Raw genomic sequence first — 21477 nt, forward strand, 5'->3', positions numbered from 1 at the left:
TTGCGTGTTTTAAGCATCTAATTTAGCAAATACAAACCGAATAGAAAATCCGCGAGTATTTTCGTAAGTAAGCACGAACCAAGCAATTAATTATACACGGTGTTGCCAGTAGTTTTTATTCAGTTGGATTTTCCATAGGATGAAAAGCGAGTACTTTTCCATTACTTGCAATATGTAGCGAATAATGATTTCCGTTAAAGTACAACGACCTATCTCCATAAATTCTAAAGTCTTTTCCTTCTTTTAGTTTCTCGTTTATTTTTAAATGTAAATCTTCAATTGCTATTTTTAATATTTTGCGAATATCTTTTTGACTATATTGAAAATTGGTTTTCTTTTCAAAATGTCCTTCGATTTCAAGTTCATCACAATGTCTTAAATAAATATGTAGAAAACTTTGGTAATCCCAAAATATAGGTGTCACTGTCTCGTGGTAAACCAATGTTTCACTTTCAAATTGTACAAGTGACTTTTGAATTTCAGTATAAATTTCTGGATATTCTACTTCAAATTTTTCTAATGTTTTATTAGTTGACCTTTTAATTTCATATTTAATTGCTTCTGTTCTTACAGCTCTTCTTTCTTTTAGAAATTGGCTAAATTCATTGATTTCTTCTTGATTAGCTTCTTTGGCGTAAATTTTAGCTTCAAGTTCATAAAATCTAACGAGGTATTTTTTATTTCCATCTTCGTCAAATCCTATTTGTTTTACTAAATCAAATTCAATTGAAGCTGGTTCATAAAATAAAGAGAAGCCACAAAATTTAGCCCATTCTTCTTCAATCAGTTGTCCTCCGTTTTTTATTCTTTGACTGAACAACCATAAGAACATTCTATTTGGGTCCATTCCAGTTGGGTCAAATTTGACCTCAATTGTATTCGGTATTTCCTTTCTTCCTTCTTGATTAAAAGATTTCTCCATATAATAATCAGAAGCAGAAACTTGGTAAATATCGCCACTTTTAAATCCGTCATTAATTAACTCGCCTTTTTGGTCATCTGTCAATTTTTCGTGAGTGGAACAATCGATTTTTACCATTCCATTTGTTCTTGGAACATTTTCCTCGGAAATCGCTTTTTCGAGTTCTTCTCTTTCTCTTTTATAGTAAGTAATTACTCCAGCTATACTTCTCCCAAACTTTTGTGCAGATTCTGTATATTTATGAAATTCGATTGAAATATATTTGTTATCATATTGACCATACATTGCATACAGTTCTTCAACTGAAAATTGAAATTTTTCTTTCAGTTGAGCTTCAATATCAGCTTCGAATTTTTCTAATGCAGACTTATACATTACAATTTGAGCCTCTAATTTTTGGATTTGTTCTGTATCTTCAGCCGAACATTCTGAAAGTTCCTTTTCGGCTGTTTTCATTTGGTTCTCAACCATATCATTTAATAGATATAGAGAGTCATCGTTAATTTTATTTCTTATTCCAAACATTCTTTGTTGTTGATGGTGCTCAAATTACTGGCAACTCGTTATATACCAAACTTTAGTTCTTTTATCCCGATAAAAACATGGAATATCATAAGGTTTAGCAATTTTTATACACTCAAATATATCAATTCCAATACTTTATCAAAAGTAAAGTTATCAACGAATTACTGTTTTTTGTTAATTAATTATAAAAGCTAATTGCTCTTACAATTCTTGCGAACCTAATACAAAGTATCTATACATTCTTACGGAATCCCATAAGCTCAACTATTTAGGTTATAAAAGTTGTTTTTTAGAGTAGTAACGGTTCTTTATATCGCTGTTTTGGGTCGCTGATACTACGGCATGCTCCGTTAACACCACGGCACGGGTCGCTGATATCACGGCACGCTCCGTTAACACCACGGCACGGGTCGCTGATATCACGGCACGCTCCGTTAACACCACGGCACGGGTCGCTGATATTACGGCACGCTCCGTTAACACCACGGCACGGGTCGCTGATATCACGGCATGCTCCGTTGACACCACGGCATGGGTCGCTGATACTACGGCACGCTCCGTTAACACCACGGCATGGGTCGCTAATACTACGGCACGCTCCGTTAACACCACGGCATGGGTCGCTGATACTACGGCACGCTCCGTTAACACCACGGCACGGGTCGCTGATATCACGGCACGCTCCGTTAACACCACGGCATGGGTCGCTGATACTACAGCTATCCTCCTACTCTCAAATCTGTATGGATTCAATCCAACGCTCTCGGTCTACGTATTAACGGATTGTCACTTCGATACAACACACAAAAAAATGTCAAACAAATGTAACGACAGCTATAGAATTATTTTTGAAAGACAAATTGCTTTGATTAATGAGAATACTAAAAAAGTACCTCGCCATAAGCAGGCAAACCAAAAATAACACCGCAAGAGCCGTTAAAATTAAAATCTGTTTGAGCGATAGCGAGTTATTTTAATTTAGGTTCGAGGATGATTATTTTTGAGTGTAGGCAGGTTAAGACTAGATTTTTTGCTTAGCTCATTAATTTTTATTGGTTTTCAAAGGAATTCATGAACCTCCAAAGTCGGTTTCTTTTTCATCAATGGAAAAAGAAAAACAGCTTAGAAAAGATTATTCTATGTAAAATCTAAATCGTTAAGAAAAGATGTCAATGATAGATAACACAAAAAAAGTATTCGCAACTAGTATAAAAGATATACTTCTGATAGTCTGCCTGTTAAAAAAAAGCAAAAATTGACCATCGCATTTGTTTTTTATACCCCAACACTATAATTTAGAAGTGGTTAAGAAAAAGAAACTAACAAAATGCTATGATTGTATTGCTAAAACCATCTAATTTTTTATGGATTTTTAACTAGTGGCAAGGGGCTCTCCTGCTATTATAATCTTATTGTTTCTTATGATTACCTATGGGTAGCGTGTATTACGCTTCCCTAAAAACTCTCGTGTAACTTAAATTAAATATTAATATGGAAACAAGAAGAAAATTCAAAGGATCAGATGCTTTTTTAGCTGAAAGCGCACGAACAATTTACAACCTTTTTACGCAAGATTTGGAGCGTTTTACCGCTTTCAATGCCCGATTTACAAGTGAGTATGAAACTGCTTTTTTAAATCAGATTGATGCGGCAGATACAGTAGTAACCGATGTAAGTACCTTGGCTAAACAAGGAGTGGAAACGCAAAAGGTGTTGATAGAAATGCAAAATGCAAGTCGTGTGTATAATCGTATAAAAAGTCATGCTATGTGGGCTTTTCCTGATAATCCTGCGGTGCTAAAAGAGTTTACTACTGGCTATAGAGATGCGAGTAAGAATCAGCCTAAAATGTTGGTGTTTTTAGAAACGTTAGAAAAGGTAGTTACAAACTATTTAGATGATTTGACCGATGCGAATAAAGGCGGAATGCCTGCAGCTATTGTAGAAGAGTTGGCAACAATTAAAGACGAATTAAAAAACGCAAACACTCAGCAAGAGGTGTATAAAAAACAACGTTTGGTTATTACTCAAGATCGTATTTCGGCTTTGAACGATTGTTATACAACGCTTGTTCAAATTATGAATGCGGCTCAGTTGGTATTTGCTAATGAGCCTGCAAAAAGGGCGCAGTATAGCTATCGTCCAACTACAGGAAGCAGCTCTATTACTGATTTTGTGGGACAGGTAGCGCCTAATGAAACCAAGGTGATTACTCAGGTATCGTATGACAGGGAAAGTTTTATTGGTTTTGAAAACAGAGGAGAAACCACACTACAGTTCGACATTAGTACCGACGAGGTTACCTTAAACGGCAATATGGTTGAGTTGGAAAGTGGCGCTATCAACAATCAGCCAATGGAATGGTTACTAACGGATGTTGCCAACGGTACCAAAGTGAATATTTTGGCATATAATCCGTCTACTACCTCAACGGGAAGTTATTGGGTGAGTACGGATGTGTAAGAATAATTTTTTATAAAAAATAATAACGTCATTACGAAGGAGGTACGACTGAAGTAATCTGTTTATTTTGAACTATAAACATAAAGATTACTTCGTTTTAGCCTGTCTTGAGCGACAGTCGAAAGGCTCATAATGACGTTTTTTTTGTGGGTTTTATTAAAATTATTGGTATTGTTTATCGCCTCCAAGATTATTAGCTATTACTAAAATTGTCCGCCAGCAATCAGGAAGTGATGTAGAGTTCCCTCTTACACACTTTACAAAACCAGAAGGTTCTGGAAGTCCAAATTCGGTTTCTTTGTATTGCTGAACTTCTGAAGTAAGTATAATATCTTGTCCCTCTACCCAAGCTTTTACTCTAACATCGTCAGACAAAACTCTAATTGCATTAGTTACTAAATAAGTACCTGTATTTTCAACAACCATATAATCCATTTCACTAAGTCCATTAGGCAAAGACCCAAATGTAATTGCAGCATTTAATACTTTAATTTTTGTTGAATTTGGACTTGGCTGATTTGTCCAAATAGATGATTGGTCAGGATTTGTTTCAATAGTTGATACATCAGATGTTTGACTTGAAGTATCCTTAGCTACTGTCTTTTTATAACTTGTACATGAAATACTTATTAATCCGAGAATTATTGTAATAATATAAAGAGTTCTCATAATTGTTTTTTGGTAGTTTAATTACTTCGTGCTATTAAAAATGATATCACTATGTTTCTTTAGCTTATGAATAAAAGTTTTACACATTAGCTACGATGGCTTAAGATATTAGTCCTCTTTAGGTTTTGATTGTTTTTTACTTAATATATCTATGACCTCGTTTATTTTTACATTTACATCTTGGTTATATTCTCCAAGCCCATTATATGTCCCTGTTAATTTTGGCTTGACTGAAAGAATATGAGGATATACTTTAGTACTATCATTATAAATTTCAGTTTTTATGGTAGCTAGAGCTTGCATAGCATTTTGAATTGTAGTCTTATTTATTTCACTTTGGAAAGGTAATAAATAAGTTATTTCTTTTGAGTCCATTCCTATAACATCAAGAGATAATGTTCCATGTAAATGATTTGCTTGAGCTGCTAATCCAATAGCAAATAAATCCCCTAGATTTATGTCATTTTCTGTTGTTGTAACTTGTGCAACCATTCTTAATCCAATACCTATTTTAGCATCTCCACTAGTAGTTCTATGTACTTTATATTTTGCATAATCCATAACTACTCTGTAGGAAGAGTTTTTAGTAGAAGCTTTAGCGGGGCCGAAGTTAATATCCCCTTTAACAGTTGTTTCAATAATTGAAATTAAAGTTCCTTGATTTTTTAAAAAACCTAGCTTCTCTTCTCTTGAAGCAAATAACAGCTTTCTTTTACCTATAAATCCAGAGGAATCATATGGAATTGTCCAACCATATTCATTTGCATCAATAGGTGTATATTCGGTATTATATCGTACAAATTCCTTATGTATTTTCGATGTAGATTTACAGCTACAAATTATTAATACTATAATTATTAGAAAAGAATAAAAAGTTTTCATATTAATATGTTTTTAATCGGCCCAGTTAATTACAACTAACTCATTACTTTCAAACAACTATCATTTATATCTAACCGTTTGAATAACAAAACATGTTAGTTGTTCTTATTATTTCTTATAAACCTAAAAAAACATATTTATAAAAAATTACGGAAACCCTCTAAACCAAATATTTAAGTCATAAAAGTTGTTTTATTCATCATTAATGTAATATTAAACTGAGTATAGAGTAGCTTTATACTTAATAGTATTGCTCGATAAACTAGTGCCTTCATTTTCTTTGCTTGTCCAAAGAAAACGAACCAAAAGAAAGGACACTTTTACAAGGAATTTTTAAACCTTGTTTAAAAACGTCTGAAAAACGATGCGAGGAATCTGTCTAATTTAAACCAAAAACATTCTTGAAAACCCTTAACATCCGACTTTAAGATTTCTCACTTCCGTTCCACTACAGTTCGAAATGACAATTTCTGTCATTACGAAGAAGGTACGACTGAAGTAATCTGTTTATTTCGAACTAAAAATATAAAGATTACTTCGTTTTAGCCTGTCTTGAGCGACAGTCGAAAGGCTCGTAATTACGTTTTTATATACCAAGTGCTTCTTCTACCTTTCCGTATTAATCACCTACACGTGTTAAAAATGTGGTTATCTTCATTTTATATTTCATTAAAAGATATTCTTTTTTAACTCTTTTAATTATTCTTGTTTAACTAACAAAGTTCGTCTAGTACCAAAGGAATATTTTTTTAAGAATTTCTATAAGTTCTTTACCTAATGAAGACTCAAATAAAAATACTTCTGGTGTAAGCCATTTATATAGTATTAGAAATATTAGTAGCAAGAGGCTAAGAAGTTTAATTTTTTTAAACTTTAATACATCATATAAAACTAAAGCAATCATAGGGGCAAATAACAAGCTGTAATAGAGCCAAAAATCTGATATATTCCAGTAATTCCGTAATAATCGTTGTACAGCGGCTATGGTTAAAAAGAACATAGACGTTAACATTAACCGTTTATGAATAAATGGTTTTTTACGTTTGAGTAATGCTATAAAAACAAACAGTACACCTAAGCCAATTTCGGCTAATGATTTCCCTTTTACTTCACCTCCCCTAACTTCTGCGCTATAAAGTACCGCGTAGTAACCAGAAATTAGTAGTAGAGGAAGGATAATTATAGAAAGCTTTCCTAACAGCATGTGCCATTGAATGTTTTTGGTAGAAGCTAGTACAGATTGTAATAAATATAGAAATGTCCAAACCGAATAAATAACTCCGTGTACAACGAGATAGTTTGGAGTAGGTGCTAAAGATTTTTTAAAGTAAAAACTATCAGAAAATCCTGCGAGTACCACAAAAAAATACCAAAAACCTGTAAGCAGGAAGAATTGCTTTTCAGGATTGTTTTTCAATTGGGACAATCCCCAATTAAGTTTTGGGAAAGTTTTAATCATCTCTTTTTTGATTTATATGCGTTTCTTAAAACTATCAGTAACAAAAAAAGAAACACACCAAGAGCTAAGGATGACAAAATAAAGCGTTGTGTACTTATTCCTCCTGATGCTCCACTAGGTTCAATCATTACAACATTGGCAAAACGTATTTTAAGCTCATTTCCATAGTATTTCCAAACTTCAACTTGTTCTATTTGGATTCCTGTGGCTTCAGTTACCTTATAAGACATCAGATAACTTGAGTCAATTTGTACCATTGGGTAAAATTCTACTTCATATTCGGTTGGCTCTATAGACCATCTTGAAATAAAATTTGTTATTTCATCAATCCCTTTCTTGTATGGATTTGTCATTTCTGCATCTTCACTAAATAACTTGGCATACGCAAGTGGTTGCCCTTGATACAATAGTGGCAAATAATCTTTTACTTTACTCTGAAGTTTTTTTTCTATTTCCTTGTTAGAAGACTGAGCATATGATGTGCCTAAGAAAAGTACTGTGACAATAAAAAAGAGAGCATATTTCATACGATTTAAGTTTTATAGAGTCCGATGATATTTCTATGACACTAAGTAGCAATCGCCAAAAATTAACAATGGTTACTTTGATATCTTCTTATAAATCTAAAAAAATATTTCCACACAAAAACACAAACACTTAAAAATAAAACACTTAACCAGTTTTTTTTATTCTCTTTTAAATCAAATAAGATCAATACCTCTATAAAAAAAGACGCTTCTTTTTAGAAGCGTCTCTTAAAAAATATTGATATTTCTTTATTTTTTACAACGGAATATTCCCATGTTTTCTATTCGGTCTTTCAACCTTTTTACCTTCTAACATCGCAAAAGCTTTGATTAGTTTTCTACGGGTGTCTTGTGGTAAAATAACCTCATCTACAAATCCGCGTTCTGCTGCTCGATATGGATTGGCAAATTTATCAGCATACTCTGCTTCTTTCTCTGCTAGTTTTGCTTCGTGATCTTCAGCTTCGGCAATTTCCTTTTTAAAGATAATTTCACTCGCTCCTTTTGCTCCCATTACCGCAATTTCTGCACTAGGCCATGCAAAATTCATATCGGCACCAATGTGTTTAGAGTTCATTACGTCATACGCCCCACCATAGGCTTTACGGGTAATTACACTGACTCTTGGCACGGTAGCTTCACTCAACGCATACAATAATTTTGCTCCGTTGGTAATAATCGCATTCCATTCTTGGTCGGTTCCTGGTAAGAATCCTGGTACATCTACCAATACCAATAACGGAATATTAAAGCAATCACAAAAACGGGTGAATCGTGCTGCTTTTTTAGAACTGTTTACATCCAAACATCCTGCTAAACTCATCGGTTGGTTGGCTACAATCCCAACACTTCTTCCTCCTAAACGCGCAAATCCGACCACGATATTATCAGCATAATCTTTATGGATTTCAAAAAATGAATCAGCATCAGCAATACCGTCAATTACAGCACGCATATCGTACGGCTTGTTTGCGTTATCTGGAACTATATTGGCTAGTTCTTCTCTAGTTTCATCTCCTAATTCAAATGGTAATTTTGCAGTGGTTTCTTGATTGTTCTGTGGCATATAACTCAACAATGTTTTGATATCTTCCAAACATTGTACATCGTTCGCTGCCGTTAAATGCGTTACTCCCGATTTGGTTGCGTGAGTACTTGCTCCTCCTAACTCTTCTGAAGTTACTTCTTCATTGGTTACTGTTTTTACTACGTTAGGTCCCGTAACAAACATATAACTTGAGTTTTCTACCATAACGGTAAAATCGGTCATGGCTGGTGAATACACTGCTCCACCTGCACAAGGTCCCATAATCGCTGAGATTTGCGGAATCACACCTGATGCTTGTACGTTTCTGTAAAAAATATCGGCATAACCACCTAACGAACGTACTCCTTCTTGAATACGCGCTCCACCAGAATCGTTCAATCCGATTAATGGTGCTCCTACTTTTACGGCTAAATCCATAATCTTACAGATTTTTTCGGCATGTGTTTCTGATAACGAACCTCCAAATACCGTGAAATCTTGTGCAAATACGTACACAAGACGTCCGTTTACAGTTCCGTATCCTGTTACCACTCCGTCACCATAAAACTTCTGATTTTCCATTCCGAAATCAGTCGTTCGGTGTGTTACCAAAATACCGACTTCTTCAAAAGAACCTTCATCTAAGAAATAATCGATTCGCTCACGTGCGGTTAATTTTCCTTTTTGATGATGACGGTCGATACGTTGTTGTCCACCTCCTAACTTTGCTTCGGTTACTTTATGTTGTAATTCTTCTATTTTAGATTTCATCTATATTCTTTTTTGGGCGTTCCCAAAGGGTCGGGCTTTCCGCTATATCTTTTGTTGGTTCTCGATACTTGCTTCGCAAACTCGAACTGACAACAAAAGGATGCCGCTGCAATCCCTAACGCACATTATGTATTAACAAGTTTTTAAAATACGTTGTTCTTTTAAATACTGCTGTAAGGCTACTTGTGCAGCAATCTTCGCTTCTTTTTCGTATCCTGCTTCTAACAACTCAGGCGTATAGTATTTCTTTACAAAATGAGTATCGAAATTCCCTGAGGTGAAAGCTTCGTGTTCACATACGAACTTTCCAAACGGCAACGTAGTTTCTATTCCTTTTACTTTATAATTACTAATGGCTTGCTTCATTAGCTCAATGGCTTCTTCACGCGTATTTCCGTAAGTAATTAATTTAGAAATCATCGGATCGTAATAAATAGGAATTTCCATTCCCTCTTCAAAACCATCATCTACACGAATATTTTCTCCTACTGGATGTTGGTAGGTTTCCAACACACCAATACTTGGCGCAAAATTATCTAACGGATCTTCAGCGTACACTCGTAACTCTAGCGCGTGTCCGTTAATTTGTAAATCGTCTTGGGTGAATGATAACTCCTCTCCTCTTGCTATTTTTATTTGTTGTTCTACTAAGTCTACTCCTGTAATAAGTTCGGTAACTGGATGCTCTACTTGTAAACGTGTATTCATTTCTAGGAAATAGAAGTTCTTGTTTTCATCTAATAAAAACTCTACGGTTCCTGCTCCTAAATAATCACAGGCTTTCGCAACTCTTACCGCTGCGGCTCCCATGGCTTCTCTAATTTCTGGAGTTAACACACTCGATGGTGCTTCTTCAACTACTTTTTGGTGGCGACGTTGTACCGAACATTCGCGTTCAAATAAATGTACCACATTACCATGGGCATCTGCCAATACTTGGATTTCAATATGGCGTGGTGAACCCACATATTTTTCTATAAATACAGAACCATCACCAAAAGCTGATTCTGCTTCTGAAATAGCACGCTGCATTTGTTCTTTGATATCTGCTTCTTTTTCAACAACACGCATTCCTTTTCCTCCTCCACCTGCTGAAGCTTTGATTAAAATCGGATACCCAATTTCATTCGCTACTTTCGTGGCATATTCTACATCAGTTACTGCTTCATCAATCCCCGGAACCATCGGAATATCGTAGGCTTTCACTGCATCTTTTGCAGCCAGTTTGCTCCCCATTACTTCAATTGCATGGGTTTTCGGTCCTATAAATACAATTCCTGATTTTGCTACGGCTTCTCCAAAGGCTGCATTTTCACTTAAAAATCCGTATCCCGGGTGAATTCCGTTTACATCTAACTCTTTCGCTACTTCAATAATTTTATCTCCTAATAAATAGGATTGATTGGAAGGTGCAGGACCAATACATACTGCTTCGTCTGCAAAAGTTACGTGTGGTGAGTTTCTGTCTGCTTCCGAATAAACAGCTACCGTTTTAATACCCATCTTTTTTGCCGTACGCATAACACGCAACGCAATTTCTCCTCTGTTTGCTACTAATATCTTTTTCATATTACTCCATTTCTATTAAAACCGTATTCTTTTCTACTTTATCACCTGCTTGTATCGCTACCGATTTTACGACTCCGTCTCTTGGTGCTTGTAAGGTATTTTCCATTTTCATAGCTTCTAACACTAAAATTCCATCTCCTTCTTTCACTTCTTGACCAATTTCAACATCAACAGAAACAATTAACCCAGGCATTGGTGCCTTGATATCATTTTCTTTTTTCTCTGTTGCTACTTCTAAACCTAACTCATCAATTAACATATCTAATTCATCAGCAATACTTACCTCGTAAGTATTTCCGTTGATTTGAATGGTATATGTTTTTTTGTTGAAATTTGTTTGAAGTATGGTAGCTTGATACGATTGGTTACCCTCAAGTACGTGGTAGTTATTTTTTGATTTTTCTACTATATCTAGCGTCTCTATTTGCGCTTCAGTAAAGTCAAAATCATGCGTTTTATTAACGCTCGTTTTAAAAGATTTACTCATAAATATCTGATATTTTCACCACTAAAATATTAAATTTACGATGGAATGCATGAGTTAAATCTATAAATTGATTAGAATGTTTTTTTACTTACTTAATAACTCCTTATTCTTTTATAAACAAGCCTAGAAAAACCAGCTATTTATCACGCTTAATTCATATTTCATATTTACCTTTGCATCGTTCTCATAAAGGGGTGCCTTTTTGAGTTATTAGTGTTTAATGAATAGTTGTTAGTTAACTTAAAATTCAACATTTATAACTCATAGTTAAAAATAGGCTGAGATCATACCCAACGAACCTGGAACAGGTAATGCTGTTTAGGGAGGCGATAATCGCCATTTGGAAACCAATTGTTACGAGAAACCTGTTTATTGATGAAAAGATTACTTCGTCCTAAACTCCTCGTAATGACAAATTTTAATTATTCAATGTTTAACTAAAGAATAATTACCTCTTTTTATTCGATTTTGTTTTTTTATAAAATGAGACCGATGTCTTTCAAACAACAACCACAAGTAAAACTAATAGCTTTTTTACTCGTATTATTTGCAACCTTAACAGCAAATGCACAAACGGTTACATTCTCAGGAAAAGTAGTTGATGGTAACCAAAATCCTTTGGTGGGTGCTACTGTTACTGTTGCCTCTCTTAACAAAGGAATTGCTACCGATTTTAAGGGTGACTTTTCATTAAATCTTTCAAAAGGAACTTATGTATTTAAGGTTTCTCATGTTGGTTTTAAGCCTCTTTTGCAAGAGGTTATTATTACCAAAAATCAACAATTTACATTTCAGTTAATTTCTGATGAAGCCATTTTAGATGAAGTGTTGGTTTCTGCTGTTCGTGTAAAAGCAGATGCACCCGTAACACACTCAAATCTTACTAAAAAGGAAATTGAAAAACGTAATTTAGGACAGGATATTCCTGTATTATTAAACTATTTACCATCGGTAACATCTTCATCTGATGCGGGTGCTGGTATTGGATACACTTATATTCGTGTACGTGGTTCAGATGCTACTCGTGTTAACGTTACGATTAACGGAATTCCGTATAACGATGCCGAAAGTCAGGGTACTTTTTGGGTAAATATGGGAGATTTTGCTTCGTCTACCCAAAGTTTACAATTACAGCGTGGTGTAGGAACTTCTACGAACGGTTCTGGAGCCTTTGGAGCTAGTTTAAACATCTTAACCGATGCTGTTTCGGAAGAAGCTGGTGGAGAAATTTCAAATGCTTTTGGTTCGTACGGAACAAGAAAACATACCGTAAAATTTACTACTGGAAAATTAAATAATGGATTTGAGTTCGCAGGACGTTTGTCTAATATTTATTCTGACGGATATGTTGACCGTGCTTTCACCGATTTAAAATCGTATTTCTTACAAGGTAGCTATACCGATGATAATACGTTGATTAAAGCCTTAGTTTTCGGAGGAAAAGAAAGAACCTACCAAGCTTGGTATGGTTTAACTCCTGAAGAACTAAAAGAAGATCGTCGTCAAAACCCGTATACCTACGATAATGAAACTGATAATTATTGGCAAGATCACTACCAATTACACTGGAATGAAAAATTATCTGAGAATTGGTCTACCAACATAGGTTTAAACTATACGCGTGGTAAAGGATATTACGAGCAGTTTAAAGAAGGGAGTGATGCTGCAGACTATGATGGTTTAATTATAGATGGTAGTGATGTGATTGTTAGAAGATGGTTAGACAATCATTTTTATGTTGCTAATGCGAATGCTACTTATAAAAATGACAAACTAGAAATTATTTCTGGAGCTTCTTATAGTACCTTTAATAACGACCATTATGGAGAAGTAATATGGGGAAGCGATTTAGCTCCAAATACCAATATTAATGACCATTACTACGATAGTACTTCTGAAAAAACAGATTTGAGTGTTTTCTCTAAAGCTACGTTTAGTCTTTCAGAACAATTTAAAGCTTTTGTTGATGTACAAGGAAGGTTTGTAAATTATCAAACGAAAGGATTGACATCTGATAGAGCTCCTATTGATGTTGATAAAGATTATAACTTCTTTAATCCTAAGTTTGGGCTTACCTATACCATAAATGACGAACATAGTTTATATGCTTCGTACGCTAAAGCGAACAGAGAACCTAATAGAAATGATTTTGAAGGTGGCAATTCTCAACACGAAAGCTTAGATGATTATGAGTTAGGTTGGCGTTTGGCTAATAAAACAGTTCGATTAAATACAAACGTATACTATATGGATTATCAGAATCAGTTAATTCTTACCGGTGCTATTGACCCAAATACTGGAGAACCTTTACGTGCTTCTAGTGGTAGTAGTTATCGTTTAGGACTGGAAATTGATGCAGATATTACTTTATCTGAACAAGTATCTATGCGTCCTAACATTGCTTTTAGTAAGAACATTAATAGGGATTACAATGCTGAAATTAATGGGGAATTACAAAATTTAGGAGATACTCCTATTACTTTTTCTCCTGACATCGTTTTTGGAAATGCATTAATTTATCGACCAGTTAACAATATACAAATCGCATTCTTATCTAAATATGTTGGAAAACAATTTATGAGTAACCTAGATAGTAGAGTATCTGATTTAGATGTTTTAAAAGGATTCTTTACGAGTGATTTAAATATTGTGTACGAGATTAAAACCAACAAAATTTTTAAATCGATTGTACTTACTGGGTTAGTAAACAACATTTTTAACAAAGAATATGTTGATAGAGGATATTATTATACATACGACGATACGTGGACTACTCCAGGAACAACAACTACTGTTGATGGTGCTGGATACTATCCGCAAGCTACTAGAAACTTTTTAGTAGGTGCAACGTTAAAATTTTAAGTGGGAAAATGCTAGAAAAACAAAAAACCGAGACAATTGTCTCGGTTTTTTTATGAAGCTTCTTTTTACCTTTGACTACTCAATTAAAAAACAATCAAATTACTATGAAACTGAAAGAAATCTTAATAATATTACTTTCTTTAACAAGCATCGGACTTGGGGTTTATTCTTTTAAATTAAATAAAGAAGTTTCTCTATTAATGGACTCTAAAAACTTCTCTTTCAAATGGATAAATAATTACGAAATCTTAACTAGTTACTGGAAAGAGAACAATAAAATATCTAATCAGTTTTTTGATGTAAACTTTGATTCCAATTATGAAATTGCTAGAGTTTATACTACTTATGGAAAAGTATATCAAACTTGTTTTGACAGGAATGAAAATGGCGTTTATGAAAAAACTGATTGTTATAATTCAGTTGGGGATAAAGTTGGTTATTCTCTCGATAATGATGAGGATGGAGTGCCAGAAGAATTCGTGTTAATTTATGACTCAAAAAAAGAATTAAAATTTGTTGATAGTAATTTTGATGGCAAATTTGAAAAAGTCATTATAATTAATAATAACAACGAAACTGAATTTTTAATCAAAACAATGTTTGAAGATTAATTAGATGAATAAAAAATCCCGAGTATACTACCCGGGATTTTCTTTATTCTTTATTTTTCTCTGTCCATTCTAAATAGCCTCCTAAAACATTATAGGCTTCATAACCTTTTTCAGCTAAAAGTTCGGTAGCTTTTTTACTTCTACCTCCAGATCGACAGTAAATATATACAGGTCGAGTTTTATCTAACTTTTCTAAAACCTTTCCTTCAAAATCATCTCCAGTAATATCTATTTTAATTGGAGTTTTAATAACTCCTTCTGACCATTCTTTTGGAGTTCTAACGTCTAATAACTGTACGTTATCTTCGTTTTCTAAAACTACTTGTAGATTTTCTACCGTGATATCTTTTGCCTCTTTGGTTTGAGGTTTACACGATACTACCATCATTAAAAATAAACCTACTAAAAATATACCTCTCTTCATTATTCTTATTTTAAAGTTGATGGACATACCGTTGCTGTTCTTGGAATATCAGTTTCTTTAATAGCCTTATATCCTCCAGCAACATCAATTATATTATGGAATCCTCTTGCTTTTAAAATAGAAGCTGCAATTACTGAACGGTATCCACCAGCACAGTGTACATAAAAATCTTCTTTTGTTGGAAACTCTTCAACATGTTCGTTTAAGAAATCTAACGGTGTACTTGGTACATCTACAATATGTTCATTTGCATATTCTCCTGGTTTTCTAACATCAAAAACAGGTGCTTTTTTCGTAATTGCTTCTGCTAAAACATCTGCAGAAACAGAACGTAACGTATCTATTTCTTTTCCTGCTTCTTTCCATGAATTAAAGCTTCCATCTAAATACCCTAACACATTATCAAAACCAACGCGTGATAAACGTGTTATAGTTGTTTCTTCTTCTCCTTCAGGAGTAACTAATAAAATTGGCTGTGTAACATCTTTAATCAATGCACCCACCCATGGAGCAAATGTTCCTCCTAAACCAATAAAAATTGATTGTGGTATAAATCCTTTAATAAACTCTGATTGATGACGTACATCTAAAATCAACGCATCTGTTTCGTTTGCTATTTTTTCAAAATCTGCTACCGATAATGCTCTTGCTCCACTCTTGATAACTTCATCAATAGATTGATATCCTTCCTTATTCATTTTTACATTTAAAGGAAAATATTCTGGTGGAGGTAATAATCCATCGGTTACTTCTTTTACAAACTCTTCTTTAGTCATATCTGCACGTAATGCATAATTGGTTTTCTTTTGATCTCCAATAGTACCAACTGTTTCTTTGCTTAAGTTCTTACCACAAGCTGAACCTGCTCCGTGTGCTGGATATACAATTACATCATCTTCAAGGGTCATAATTTTTGTGCGCAAACTATCATATAGCAATCCTGCTAATTCTTCTTGTGTTAAGTTTGCTGCTTTTTGTGCTAAATCAGGACGACCTACATCACCTAAAAATAAGGTGTCTCCACTAAAAACTGCATGGTTTTTTCCATTCTTATCTTTTAATAAATAAGAAGTACTCTCCATTGTGTGTCCTGGAGTATGCAATACGGTAAGAGTAATATCTCCTAATGTGAACACTTCTCCATCTGTAGCTATATGAGCCTCATAATTTGTTTTTGCTGTTGGTCCGTATACAATTGTTGCTCCTGTTTTCTCAGCAAGCGTAACATGACCACTTACAAAATCTGCATGGAAGTGAGTTTCGAAAATATATTTGATTTTAGCACCATCTTTTTCAGCTCTGTTTATATAAGGATCAACTTCACGTAACGGATCTATAATTGCTACTTCTCCATTACTTTCAATATAATAGGCTCCTTGTGCTAAACAACCTGTATAAATTTGCTCTATTTTCATGATATTATATATTATTTATACGCTTGGTGTATATACTGCGCGTATTTTTTCTGATTTTGATTATCTCCTGTTTTATAAAAATTTACGGCTCCATTGGCACGCATAAAAAAGTGATCTAAACTTACAACGTCTAATAAACCTCCTCTAAAAAAGGCATCTCTTACAGGGCCTTTTACTCCTGCAAAATAAAATTGAATATTGTGTTTGTTAAAATAAACGATGCGTTCTTTTAACATCTCTATTCCTGTACTATCAACTCTGTTGATACTCTCTGCATCTAATACAATCAATTTTAATGCCTTCCCTTTTTCTCCTGTCATTTCGTCCAATTTATCTCTAAAATAGTTAGAGTTGGCATAAAATAATTGTGCATCAAAACGGAAAACTAAAATTTCATCGTCTAAAATAACTTCTTTAAACCTGTTTTTATTACGATAGAAATCTGAATTTGGTACTTTTCCTAACTCAGCTACATAGGGTCTTGAGGTTCTAAAAATTAAAACAATTAATGATAAAACTACTCCGATTAAAATTCCGTATTCAATTCCGAAGAAAATAGTAGCCAAAAAAGTAGCTAAGAGTAACCAAAAATCTAGGTTATTAGCTTTCCATAGCCTTCTTGCTTCTTTTACATTTATTAAGTTAAAAACTGCAACTATAATAATTGCTGATAAAATAGTTTTAGGTAAATGATAAAAAACAGGTGTTAGAAAAAGTAATGTAAACACTACTAAAATTGCAGAAACTATTGCTGAAACTCCTGTAGTTCCGCCTGATTCTGCATTAATTGCCGAACGAGAAAAACTTGATGCTGATGGATACGATTGAAATAATGATCCTACCATGTTACTCAAACCTAAAGCTACCAACTCCTGATTTGGTCTTACTCTATACTCGTCTTGTTTGGCTTCCAACGTTTTTCCGATAGAAATGGTTTCTAAATACCCTACCATAACTAAAGTTGCTGCTATAGGCATCAATTCACGTATTAGAGCTACATCAATTACTGGCATTGAAAATTTTGGTAAACCTGAAGGAATATCTTTTACAATGGCAACATCAGAGAGCTGTGTTCCAAAAAAACGTATGCTTAGTATACCGAGTATAACTACGATTAAGGCATTTGGTATTTTTTTATTGACTCTTCTAAATATTATAATAATAGCACATGCTATTAAACCTATAATTGTTGTGTTTGTTTTAAAATATTTAAGTCTAAAAAGAATATCTTCTAATAGTACATGAATTTGATCACTCTGTACAAACTCAACTCCAAATAGGTTTCTAAATTGGTTCAGTCCAATAATTAAAGCTACGGCAGAAGTAAATCCTGTTATTACAGGTCTTGATAAAAAGTTAACGATAAACCCTAAGCGGAAAATCCCCATTAAAAATTGAATTGTTCCTACTACCAGTGCGAGTAATATTGCAATGGCAATGTAACTTTCTGAACCTGTAAGTGCTAAGGTAGAAACTCCTGTTGCTACTATTAATGAATCCATTGCTACAGGACCAATTGCTACTTGACGAGATGTTCCAAAAACAGCATACATTAACTGAGGCATTAAAGCTGCATACAATCCATAAATTGGCGGTAATCCAGCAATTAATGCGTAAGCAATACCTTGTGGAATTAAGACAATAGCAACTGTTATACCTGCAACTACATCACCTCTTAACTGCGATTTTTTATAGTTGGGCAACCATTCTAATATTGGTATGAGTTTTTTTAGTAAATTCATTTACTCTATAAAAACGTTCTTTAACTGTTTATCTTATAAAAAGGAATTGTCCATTCTAAAAAGTTTTTTTTCATACTTTTTTTCTCTATTTTAATAGTATGAACTCCTTCTGATAAATTTTCAATATTTATATATCCTAGTAATCCAACCTGTTTTGTTCTAGGATGATTGTTATATCTTATAAAATCAATAGGTATAATTTCTCCATCTATTGACACTTTATTATATTCTTTATAGCAGGCTAGTAAAAATTTAGCTTGATTTTGATCTTCAATTATTTTTGATACATCAGTCTTTTCTTCGAATTCACCGCAAATCTCTTCTCTTATCGTTCTTTCGTATTTAAATATGGGTATAAATACTTCTACAACTTTTGACTCTATTTTACTTGACTCTATTTCAGGAGCTAGCAAAAATGTATTAGATTTATTACTGTCTTTATAGTAATCTGAATACGTTTTGTATTTATTGAAAAAGTTCTGCTTATTTGAAATAACTAGATAAAATATGTTTGTTTTCGGGATTTGTATACTTGCTAGAACCACTCCCGAAAAAAAGAAAAACAACATTAAATAAACTATTGATTTTTTCTTCTTAAAATTTGAACCAAATATCATTGATACTTGCAAAATACTTTTATATAGTGGTCCAAAAGATATCATTGACACAAATTTTACCACTTTGAAATTTAAAACTTGCAGTTTTTCTTTTTCTTTATTCTTCTTTAAATTAGAGAACATAGTAATTATTGATTGCAACATTAGACTGATTGCAATTAAAAAAGCTGGTATTAAAAGAATATAGGTATTTACATACGCTGAAAGTAAGTTGAACAATAACAGGTAAATACTTGAAAAAAATGCCATGTAACCGTACATTAATAAAAAGGTAAACGCTACAGAAAAAATTACACTACATAATTCGTCTACTTTTTGTATTGAGTCTTTTAGTTTTGGTAATATTGAAAGTATTTTTTCTGTGTAAATTTTTGAATATGCGCTATCTTCTATACTATAGTCAGGAAAAACTGAATTAAGGCCTACCAAGCCCACCCAATAAGCTCTTAAGAAGAAATGTATTACAAACATTGAAGCTAAGATACTTACTGCTATTAACCCAAAAAAAGTAATGAAATACCCTATATAATATTGGTTAGGATTTAGAAAATCTATAAAAAAATTTGCAAGCCAACCAATGATATCAAAGAGCTTGAAAGAACCAAAAATTGCAATTGCAGAAACCAGTAATTCCGCTTCCCAACTTTCATCTTTTAATCGTTGCAGCCATCCTTTCGTTTCTGTATTAGACTTATTTTCCATAGCTTATTCTAAACTTTAAAAGAGTTCTCCTTGGCTAGTTCCTTTAATTCTACCTAAGTGTTTATATGCCAAATCGGTTACTTCTCTTCCTCTTGGCGTTCGCATAATAAATCCTTGTTGAATTAAAAAAGGCTCATAAACCTCTTCTATAGTTTCAGCGTTTTCAGCTACAGCCGTAGCTAAAGTGGTTATTCCAACTGGACCTCCTTTAAACTTATCAATAATCGTAGATAAAATTTTATTATCCATTTCATCTAGCCCATGTGCATCTACATTTAACGCTTTTAAGGCATATCTGGCTATTTCTATGGTAATAGTACCATCTCCCTTAATTTGAGCAAAATCACGTACTCTACGCAATAATGCATTCGCAATACGTGGAGTTCCTCTACTTCTACCAGCAATTTCAATTGCTGCCTCCATAGAAATTGGCACTTTTAAAATATAAGCGCTTCGTTGAATAATTGTTGTTAGTAATTCTGTTGAGTAATAATGTAATCGACTACTAATACCAAAACGAGCTCGCATAGGCGCTGTAAGCAATCCTGAACGAGTAGTAGCTCCTACCAAAGTAAATGGTTCAAGATTAATTTGAACTGTACGTGCATTTGGACCAGATTCAATCATAATATCGATTTTATAATCTTCCATGGCTGAATACAAATATTCTTCAACTATAGGGCTTAATCGATGGATCTCATCAATAAACAGAACATCTCGTTCATCTAAGTTGGTTAATAAGCCTGCTAAGTCTCCTGGTTTATCTAGCACAGGTCCTGAGGTTACTTTTATACCAACTCCTAACTCATTAGCTAAGATATGAGCCAACGTCGTTTTACCTAATCCAGGAGGTCCATGAAATAAGGCATGATCTAATGCTTCATCCCGTTGATTCGCTGCCTCTACAAAAACTTTTAAGTTATCTATTGCCTGATCTTGACCAGAGAAATCATCAAATGAGAGCGGACGTAACTTTTTTTCTACATCTAATTCTTCATTTGAGTAGTTTGTGCTTTCAGGGTTTAGGTTTTCATTCATATTGTTGCAAATATACTTGAAATATGACGCTTGCTTTGTAATATAAGTTACTTAGCAAATATTTTTATGCTAAGATACATATTATAAAATGTTGTGGTAGTTATTGTGAATAATAAATGAACTCCATATATAACCTCCATACCTTAGTAATAAGAGATCTATACAATATTACTATTTCAAAAAGAGCGTCTTATGTTAATTCCTATTTTGGAGTTATCGTGATTTTCTAGTCAGGTTCAGGTAGTAATAAAGTATTCTATTTAAAATAGGGTATAAAAAAAACCTCAATCTACTAAAAGATTGAGGTTTAAAAGAAAGGCAACGACCTACTCTCCCACCAGTGGCAGTACCATCGGCGCTAATGGGCTTAACTTCTCTGTTCGGAATGGTAAGAGGTGAGCCCCATTGCGATAATCACCTTAAATCGTTGCAGTATATTTCAACTGTAATAGTTAACATATTAGTAAAATCATATCCTAAATCATCAAAGAGTTTGCTCCCGGCCACTAGGACCGGGATACGTACATAAGCCTATGGGTTATTAGTACTACTCAGCTACATACATTACTGCACTTACACTTATAGCCTATCAACGTGGTGATCTTCCACGACCCTTTAAAGAAATCTCATCTTGTGGTGGGTTTCGCGCTTATATGCTTTCAGCGCTTATCCCTTCCCGACGTAGCTACTCTGCAGTGCCCCTGGCGAGACAACAGATACACTAGAGGTCAGTCCAACTCGGTCCTCTCGTACTAAAGTCAGATC

17 protein-coding genes and 2 rRNA genes (1 of these 19 running past the window's edge) are annotated in these 21477 nt (G+C 33.9%); 3 read left to right on the forward strand and 16 right to left on the reverse strand.

The annotated features are described in order from the left end of the window. Positions 1-115: 115 nt before the first annotated feature. Positions 116-1393, reverse strand: a complete 1278-nt coding sequence (locus VCM48_RS08350) for a hypothetical protein (protein ID WP_482270216.1) — start codon at positions 1391-1393, stop codon at positions 116-118. Between the two features lie 327 nt (positions 1394-1720). Further along, on the reverse strand, positions 1721-2200 hold the full coding sequence (locus VCM48_RS08355) for a hypothetical protein (protein WP_482270217.1): 480 nt from the start codon (positions 2198-2200) through the stop codon (positions 1721-1723). A gap of 738 nt (positions 2201-2938) precedes the next feature. On the opposite strand from VCM48_RS08355, the gene VCM48_RS08360 reads away from it, so the two are divergent. Then, the gene (locus VCM48_RS08360) at positions 2939-3910 is read left to right on the forward strand and encodes a hypothetical protein (RefSeq protein WP_482270218.1); all 972 of its coding nucleotides are present in this window, start codon (positions 2939-2941) and stop codon (positions 3908-3910) included. Positions 3911-4072: 162 nt separating this feature from the next. On the opposite strand, the gene VCM48_RS08365 is transcribed toward VCM48_RS08360, so the two are convergent. The 7 genes from VCM48_RS08365 to VCM48_RS08395 form a co-directional block, all read right to left on the reverse strand. Beyond that, positions 4073-4579, reverse strand: a complete 507-nt coding sequence (locus tag VCM48_RS08365; RefSeq protein WP_482270219.1) for a hypothetical protein — start codon at positions 4577-4579, stop codon at positions 4073-4075. A 108-nt stretch (positions 4580-4687) separates the two neighbouring features. Beyond that, a complete protein-coding gene (locus tag VCM48_RS08370) occupies positions 4688-5461 on the reverse strand; it encodes a hypothetical protein (protein ID WP_482270220.1) in 774 nt (257 codons plus the stop codon). A 727-nt stretch (positions 5462-6188) separates the two neighbouring features. After that, positions 6189-6920 (reverse strand): hypothetical protein, encoded by a 732-nt coding sequence (locus VCM48_RS08375; protein WP_482270221.1) that lies wholly within the window; start codon positions 6918-6920, stop codon positions 6189-6191. Next, positions 6917-7447 carry a hypothetical protein gene (locus VCM48_RS08380; protein WP_482270222.1) on the reverse strand — a complete coding sequence of 177 codons (531 nt, stop codon included), beginning with the start codon at positions 7445-7447 and terminating at the stop codon, positions 6917-6919. Before VCM48_RS08380 ends, VCM48_RS08375 begins: the two co-directional genes overlap by 4 nt. 256 nt (positions 7448-7703) lie before the next feature. Next, the gene (locus VCM48_RS08385) at positions 7704-9245 is read right to left on the reverse strand and encodes an acyl-CoA carboxylase subunit beta (protein WP_482270223.1); all 1542 of its coding nucleotides are present in this window, start codon (positions 9243-9245) and stop codon (positions 7704-7706) included. A 132-nt stretch (positions 9246-9377) separates the two neighbouring features. Further along, a complete protein-coding gene (gene accC / locus VCM48_RS08390; protein WP_482270224.1) occupies positions 9378-10814 on the reverse strand; it encodes an acetyl-CoA carboxylase biotin carboxylase subunit in 1437 nt (478 codons plus the stop codon). A gap of 1 nt (position 10815) precedes the next feature. Further along, a complete protein-coding gene (locus VCM48_RS08395; protein ID WP_482270225.1) occupies positions 10816-11301 on the reverse strand; it encodes a biotin/lipoyl-containing protein in 486 nt (161 codons plus the stop codon). A 492-nt stretch (positions 11302-11793) separates the two neighbouring features. On the opposite strand from VCM48_RS08395, the gene VCM48_RS08400 reads away from it, so the two are divergent. Both VCM48_RS08400 and VCM48_RS08405 read left to right on the forward strand, forming a co-directional pair. Then, positions 11794-14163, forward strand: coding sequence for a TonB-dependent receptor (locus VCM48_RS08400; RefSeq protein ID WP_482270226.1), 2370 nt, complete (start codon positions 11794-11796; stop codon positions 14161-14163). 104 nt (positions 14164-14267) lie between these two features. Further along, positions 14268-14774: a hypothetical protein gene (locus tag VCM48_RS08405; protein ID WP_482270227.1), complete on the forward strand. Its 507-nt coding sequence runs from the start codon at positions 14268-14270 to the stop codon at positions 14772-14774. 43 nt (positions 14775-14817) lie between these two features. Here VCM48_RS08405 and VCM48_RS08410 read toward each other — a convergent pair whose 3' ends face one another. The 7 genes from VCM48_RS08410 to VCM48_RS08440 all read right to left on the reverse strand — a co-directional run. Further along, positions 14818-15198, reverse strand: coding sequence for a rhodanese-like domain-containing protein (locus VCM48_RS08410; protein ID WP_482270228.1), 381 nt, complete (start codon positions 15196-15198; stop codon positions 14818-14820). A gap of 5 nt (positions 15199-15203) precedes the next feature. Continuing rightward, the gene (locus tag VCM48_RS08415) at positions 15204-16613 is read right to left on the reverse strand and encodes an MBL fold metallo-hydrolase (RefSeq protein WP_121148008.1); all 1410 of its coding nucleotides are present in this window, start codon (positions 16611-16613) and stop codon (positions 15204-15206) included. An 11-nt stretch (positions 16614-16624) separates the two neighbouring features. Continuing rightward, complete coding sequence (locus VCM48_RS08420) at positions 16625-18355, reverse strand: SulP family inorganic anion transporter (protein WP_482270229.1); 1731 nt, start codon at positions 18353-18355, stop codon at positions 16625-16627. A gap of 20 nt (positions 18356-18375) precedes the next feature. Next, positions 18376-19674, reverse strand: coding sequence for a hypothetical protein (locus VCM48_RS08425; protein ID WP_482270230.1), 1299 nt, complete (start codon positions 19672-19674; stop codon positions 18376-18378). A gap of 15 nt (positions 19675-19689) precedes the next feature. Then, the gene (ruvB, locus tag VCM48_RS08430; protein WP_099215680.1) at positions 19690-20712 is read right to left on the reverse strand and encodes a Holliday junction branch migration DNA helicase RuvB; all 1023 of its coding nucleotides are present in this window, start codon (positions 20710-20712) and stop codon (positions 19690-19692) included. Positions 20713-21025: 313 nt separating this feature from the next. Beyond that, positions 21026-21134: ribosomal RNA gene (rrf, locus tag VCM48_RS08435) — 5S ribosomal RNA — on the reverse strand. Positions 21135-21233: 99 nt separating this feature from the next. Beyond that, a 23S ribosomal RNA gene (locus VCM48_RS08440) occupies positions 21234-21477 on the reverse strand (it continues 2629 nt past the right edge of the window).

This window comes from Tenacibaculum sp. DPLXC6 (genome assembly GCF_056815515.1).

Excerpts from the sequence above, each read along its gene's own strand:
- VCM48_RS08350 (WP_482270216.1), bottom strand. The coding sequence starts at position 1,393 with ATGGTTGAGAACCAAATGAAAACAGCCGAAAAGGAACTTTCAGAATGT.
- VCM48_RS08360 (WP_482270218.1), top strand. The coding sequence starts at position 2,939 with ATGGAAACAAGAAGAAAATTCAAAGGATCAGATGCTTTTTTAGCTGAA.
- VCM48_RS08365 (WP_482270219.1), bottom strand. The coding sequence starts at position 4,579 with ATGAGAACTCTTTATATTATTACAATAATTCTCGGATTAATAAGTATT.
- VCM48_RS08370 (WP_482270220.1), bottom strand. The coding sequence starts at position 5,461 with ATGAAAACTTTTTATTCTTTTCTAATAATTATAGTATTAATAATTTGT.
- VCM48_RS08375 (WP_482270221.1), bottom strand. The coding sequence starts at position 6,920 with ATGATTAAAACTTTCCCAAAACTTAATTGGGGATTGTCCCAATTGAAA.
- VCM48_RS08380 (WP_482270222.1), bottom strand. The coding sequence starts at position 7,447 with ATGAAATATGCTCTCTTTTTTATTGTCACAGTACTTTTCTTAGGCACA.
- VCM48_RS08385 (WP_482270223.1), bottom strand. The coding sequence starts at position 9,245 with ATGAAATCTAAAATAGAAGAATTACAACATAAAGTAACCGAAGCAAAG.
- accC (WP_482270224.1), bottom strand. The coding sequence starts at position 10,814 with ATGAAAAAGATATTAGTAGCAAACAGAGGAGAAATTGCGTTGCGTGTT.
- VCM48_RS08395 (WP_482270225.1), bottom strand. The coding sequence starts at position 11,301 with ATGAGTAAATCTTTTAAAACGAGCGTTAATAAAACGCATGATTTTGAC.
- VCM48_RS08400 (WP_482270226.1), top strand. The coding sequence starts at position 11,794 with ATGTCTTTCAAACAACAACCACAAGTAAAACTAATAGCTTTTTTACTC.
- VCM48_RS08405 (WP_482270227.1), top strand. The coding sequence starts at position 14,268 with ATGAAACTGAAAGAAATCTTAATAATATTACTTTCTTTAACAAGCATC.
- VCM48_RS08410 (WP_482270228.1), bottom strand. The coding sequence starts at position 15,198 with ATGAAGAGAGGTATATTTTTAGTAGGTTTATTTTTAATGATGGTAGTA.
- VCM48_RS08415 (WP_121148008.1), bottom strand. The coding sequence starts at position 16,613 with ATGAAAATAGAGCAAATTTATACAGGTTGTTTAGCACAAGGAGCCTAT.
- VCM48_RS08420 (WP_482270229.1), bottom strand. The coding sequence starts at position 18,355 with ATGAATTTACTAAAAAAACTCATACCAATATTAGAATGGTTGCCCAAC.
- VCM48_RS08425 (WP_482270230.1), bottom strand. The coding sequence starts at position 19,674 with ATGGAAAATAAGTCTAATACAGAAACGAAAGGATGGCTGCAACGATTA.
- ruvB (WP_099215680.1), bottom strand. The coding sequence starts at position 20,712 with ATGAATGAAAACCTAAACCCTGAAAGCACAAACTACTCAAATGAAGAA.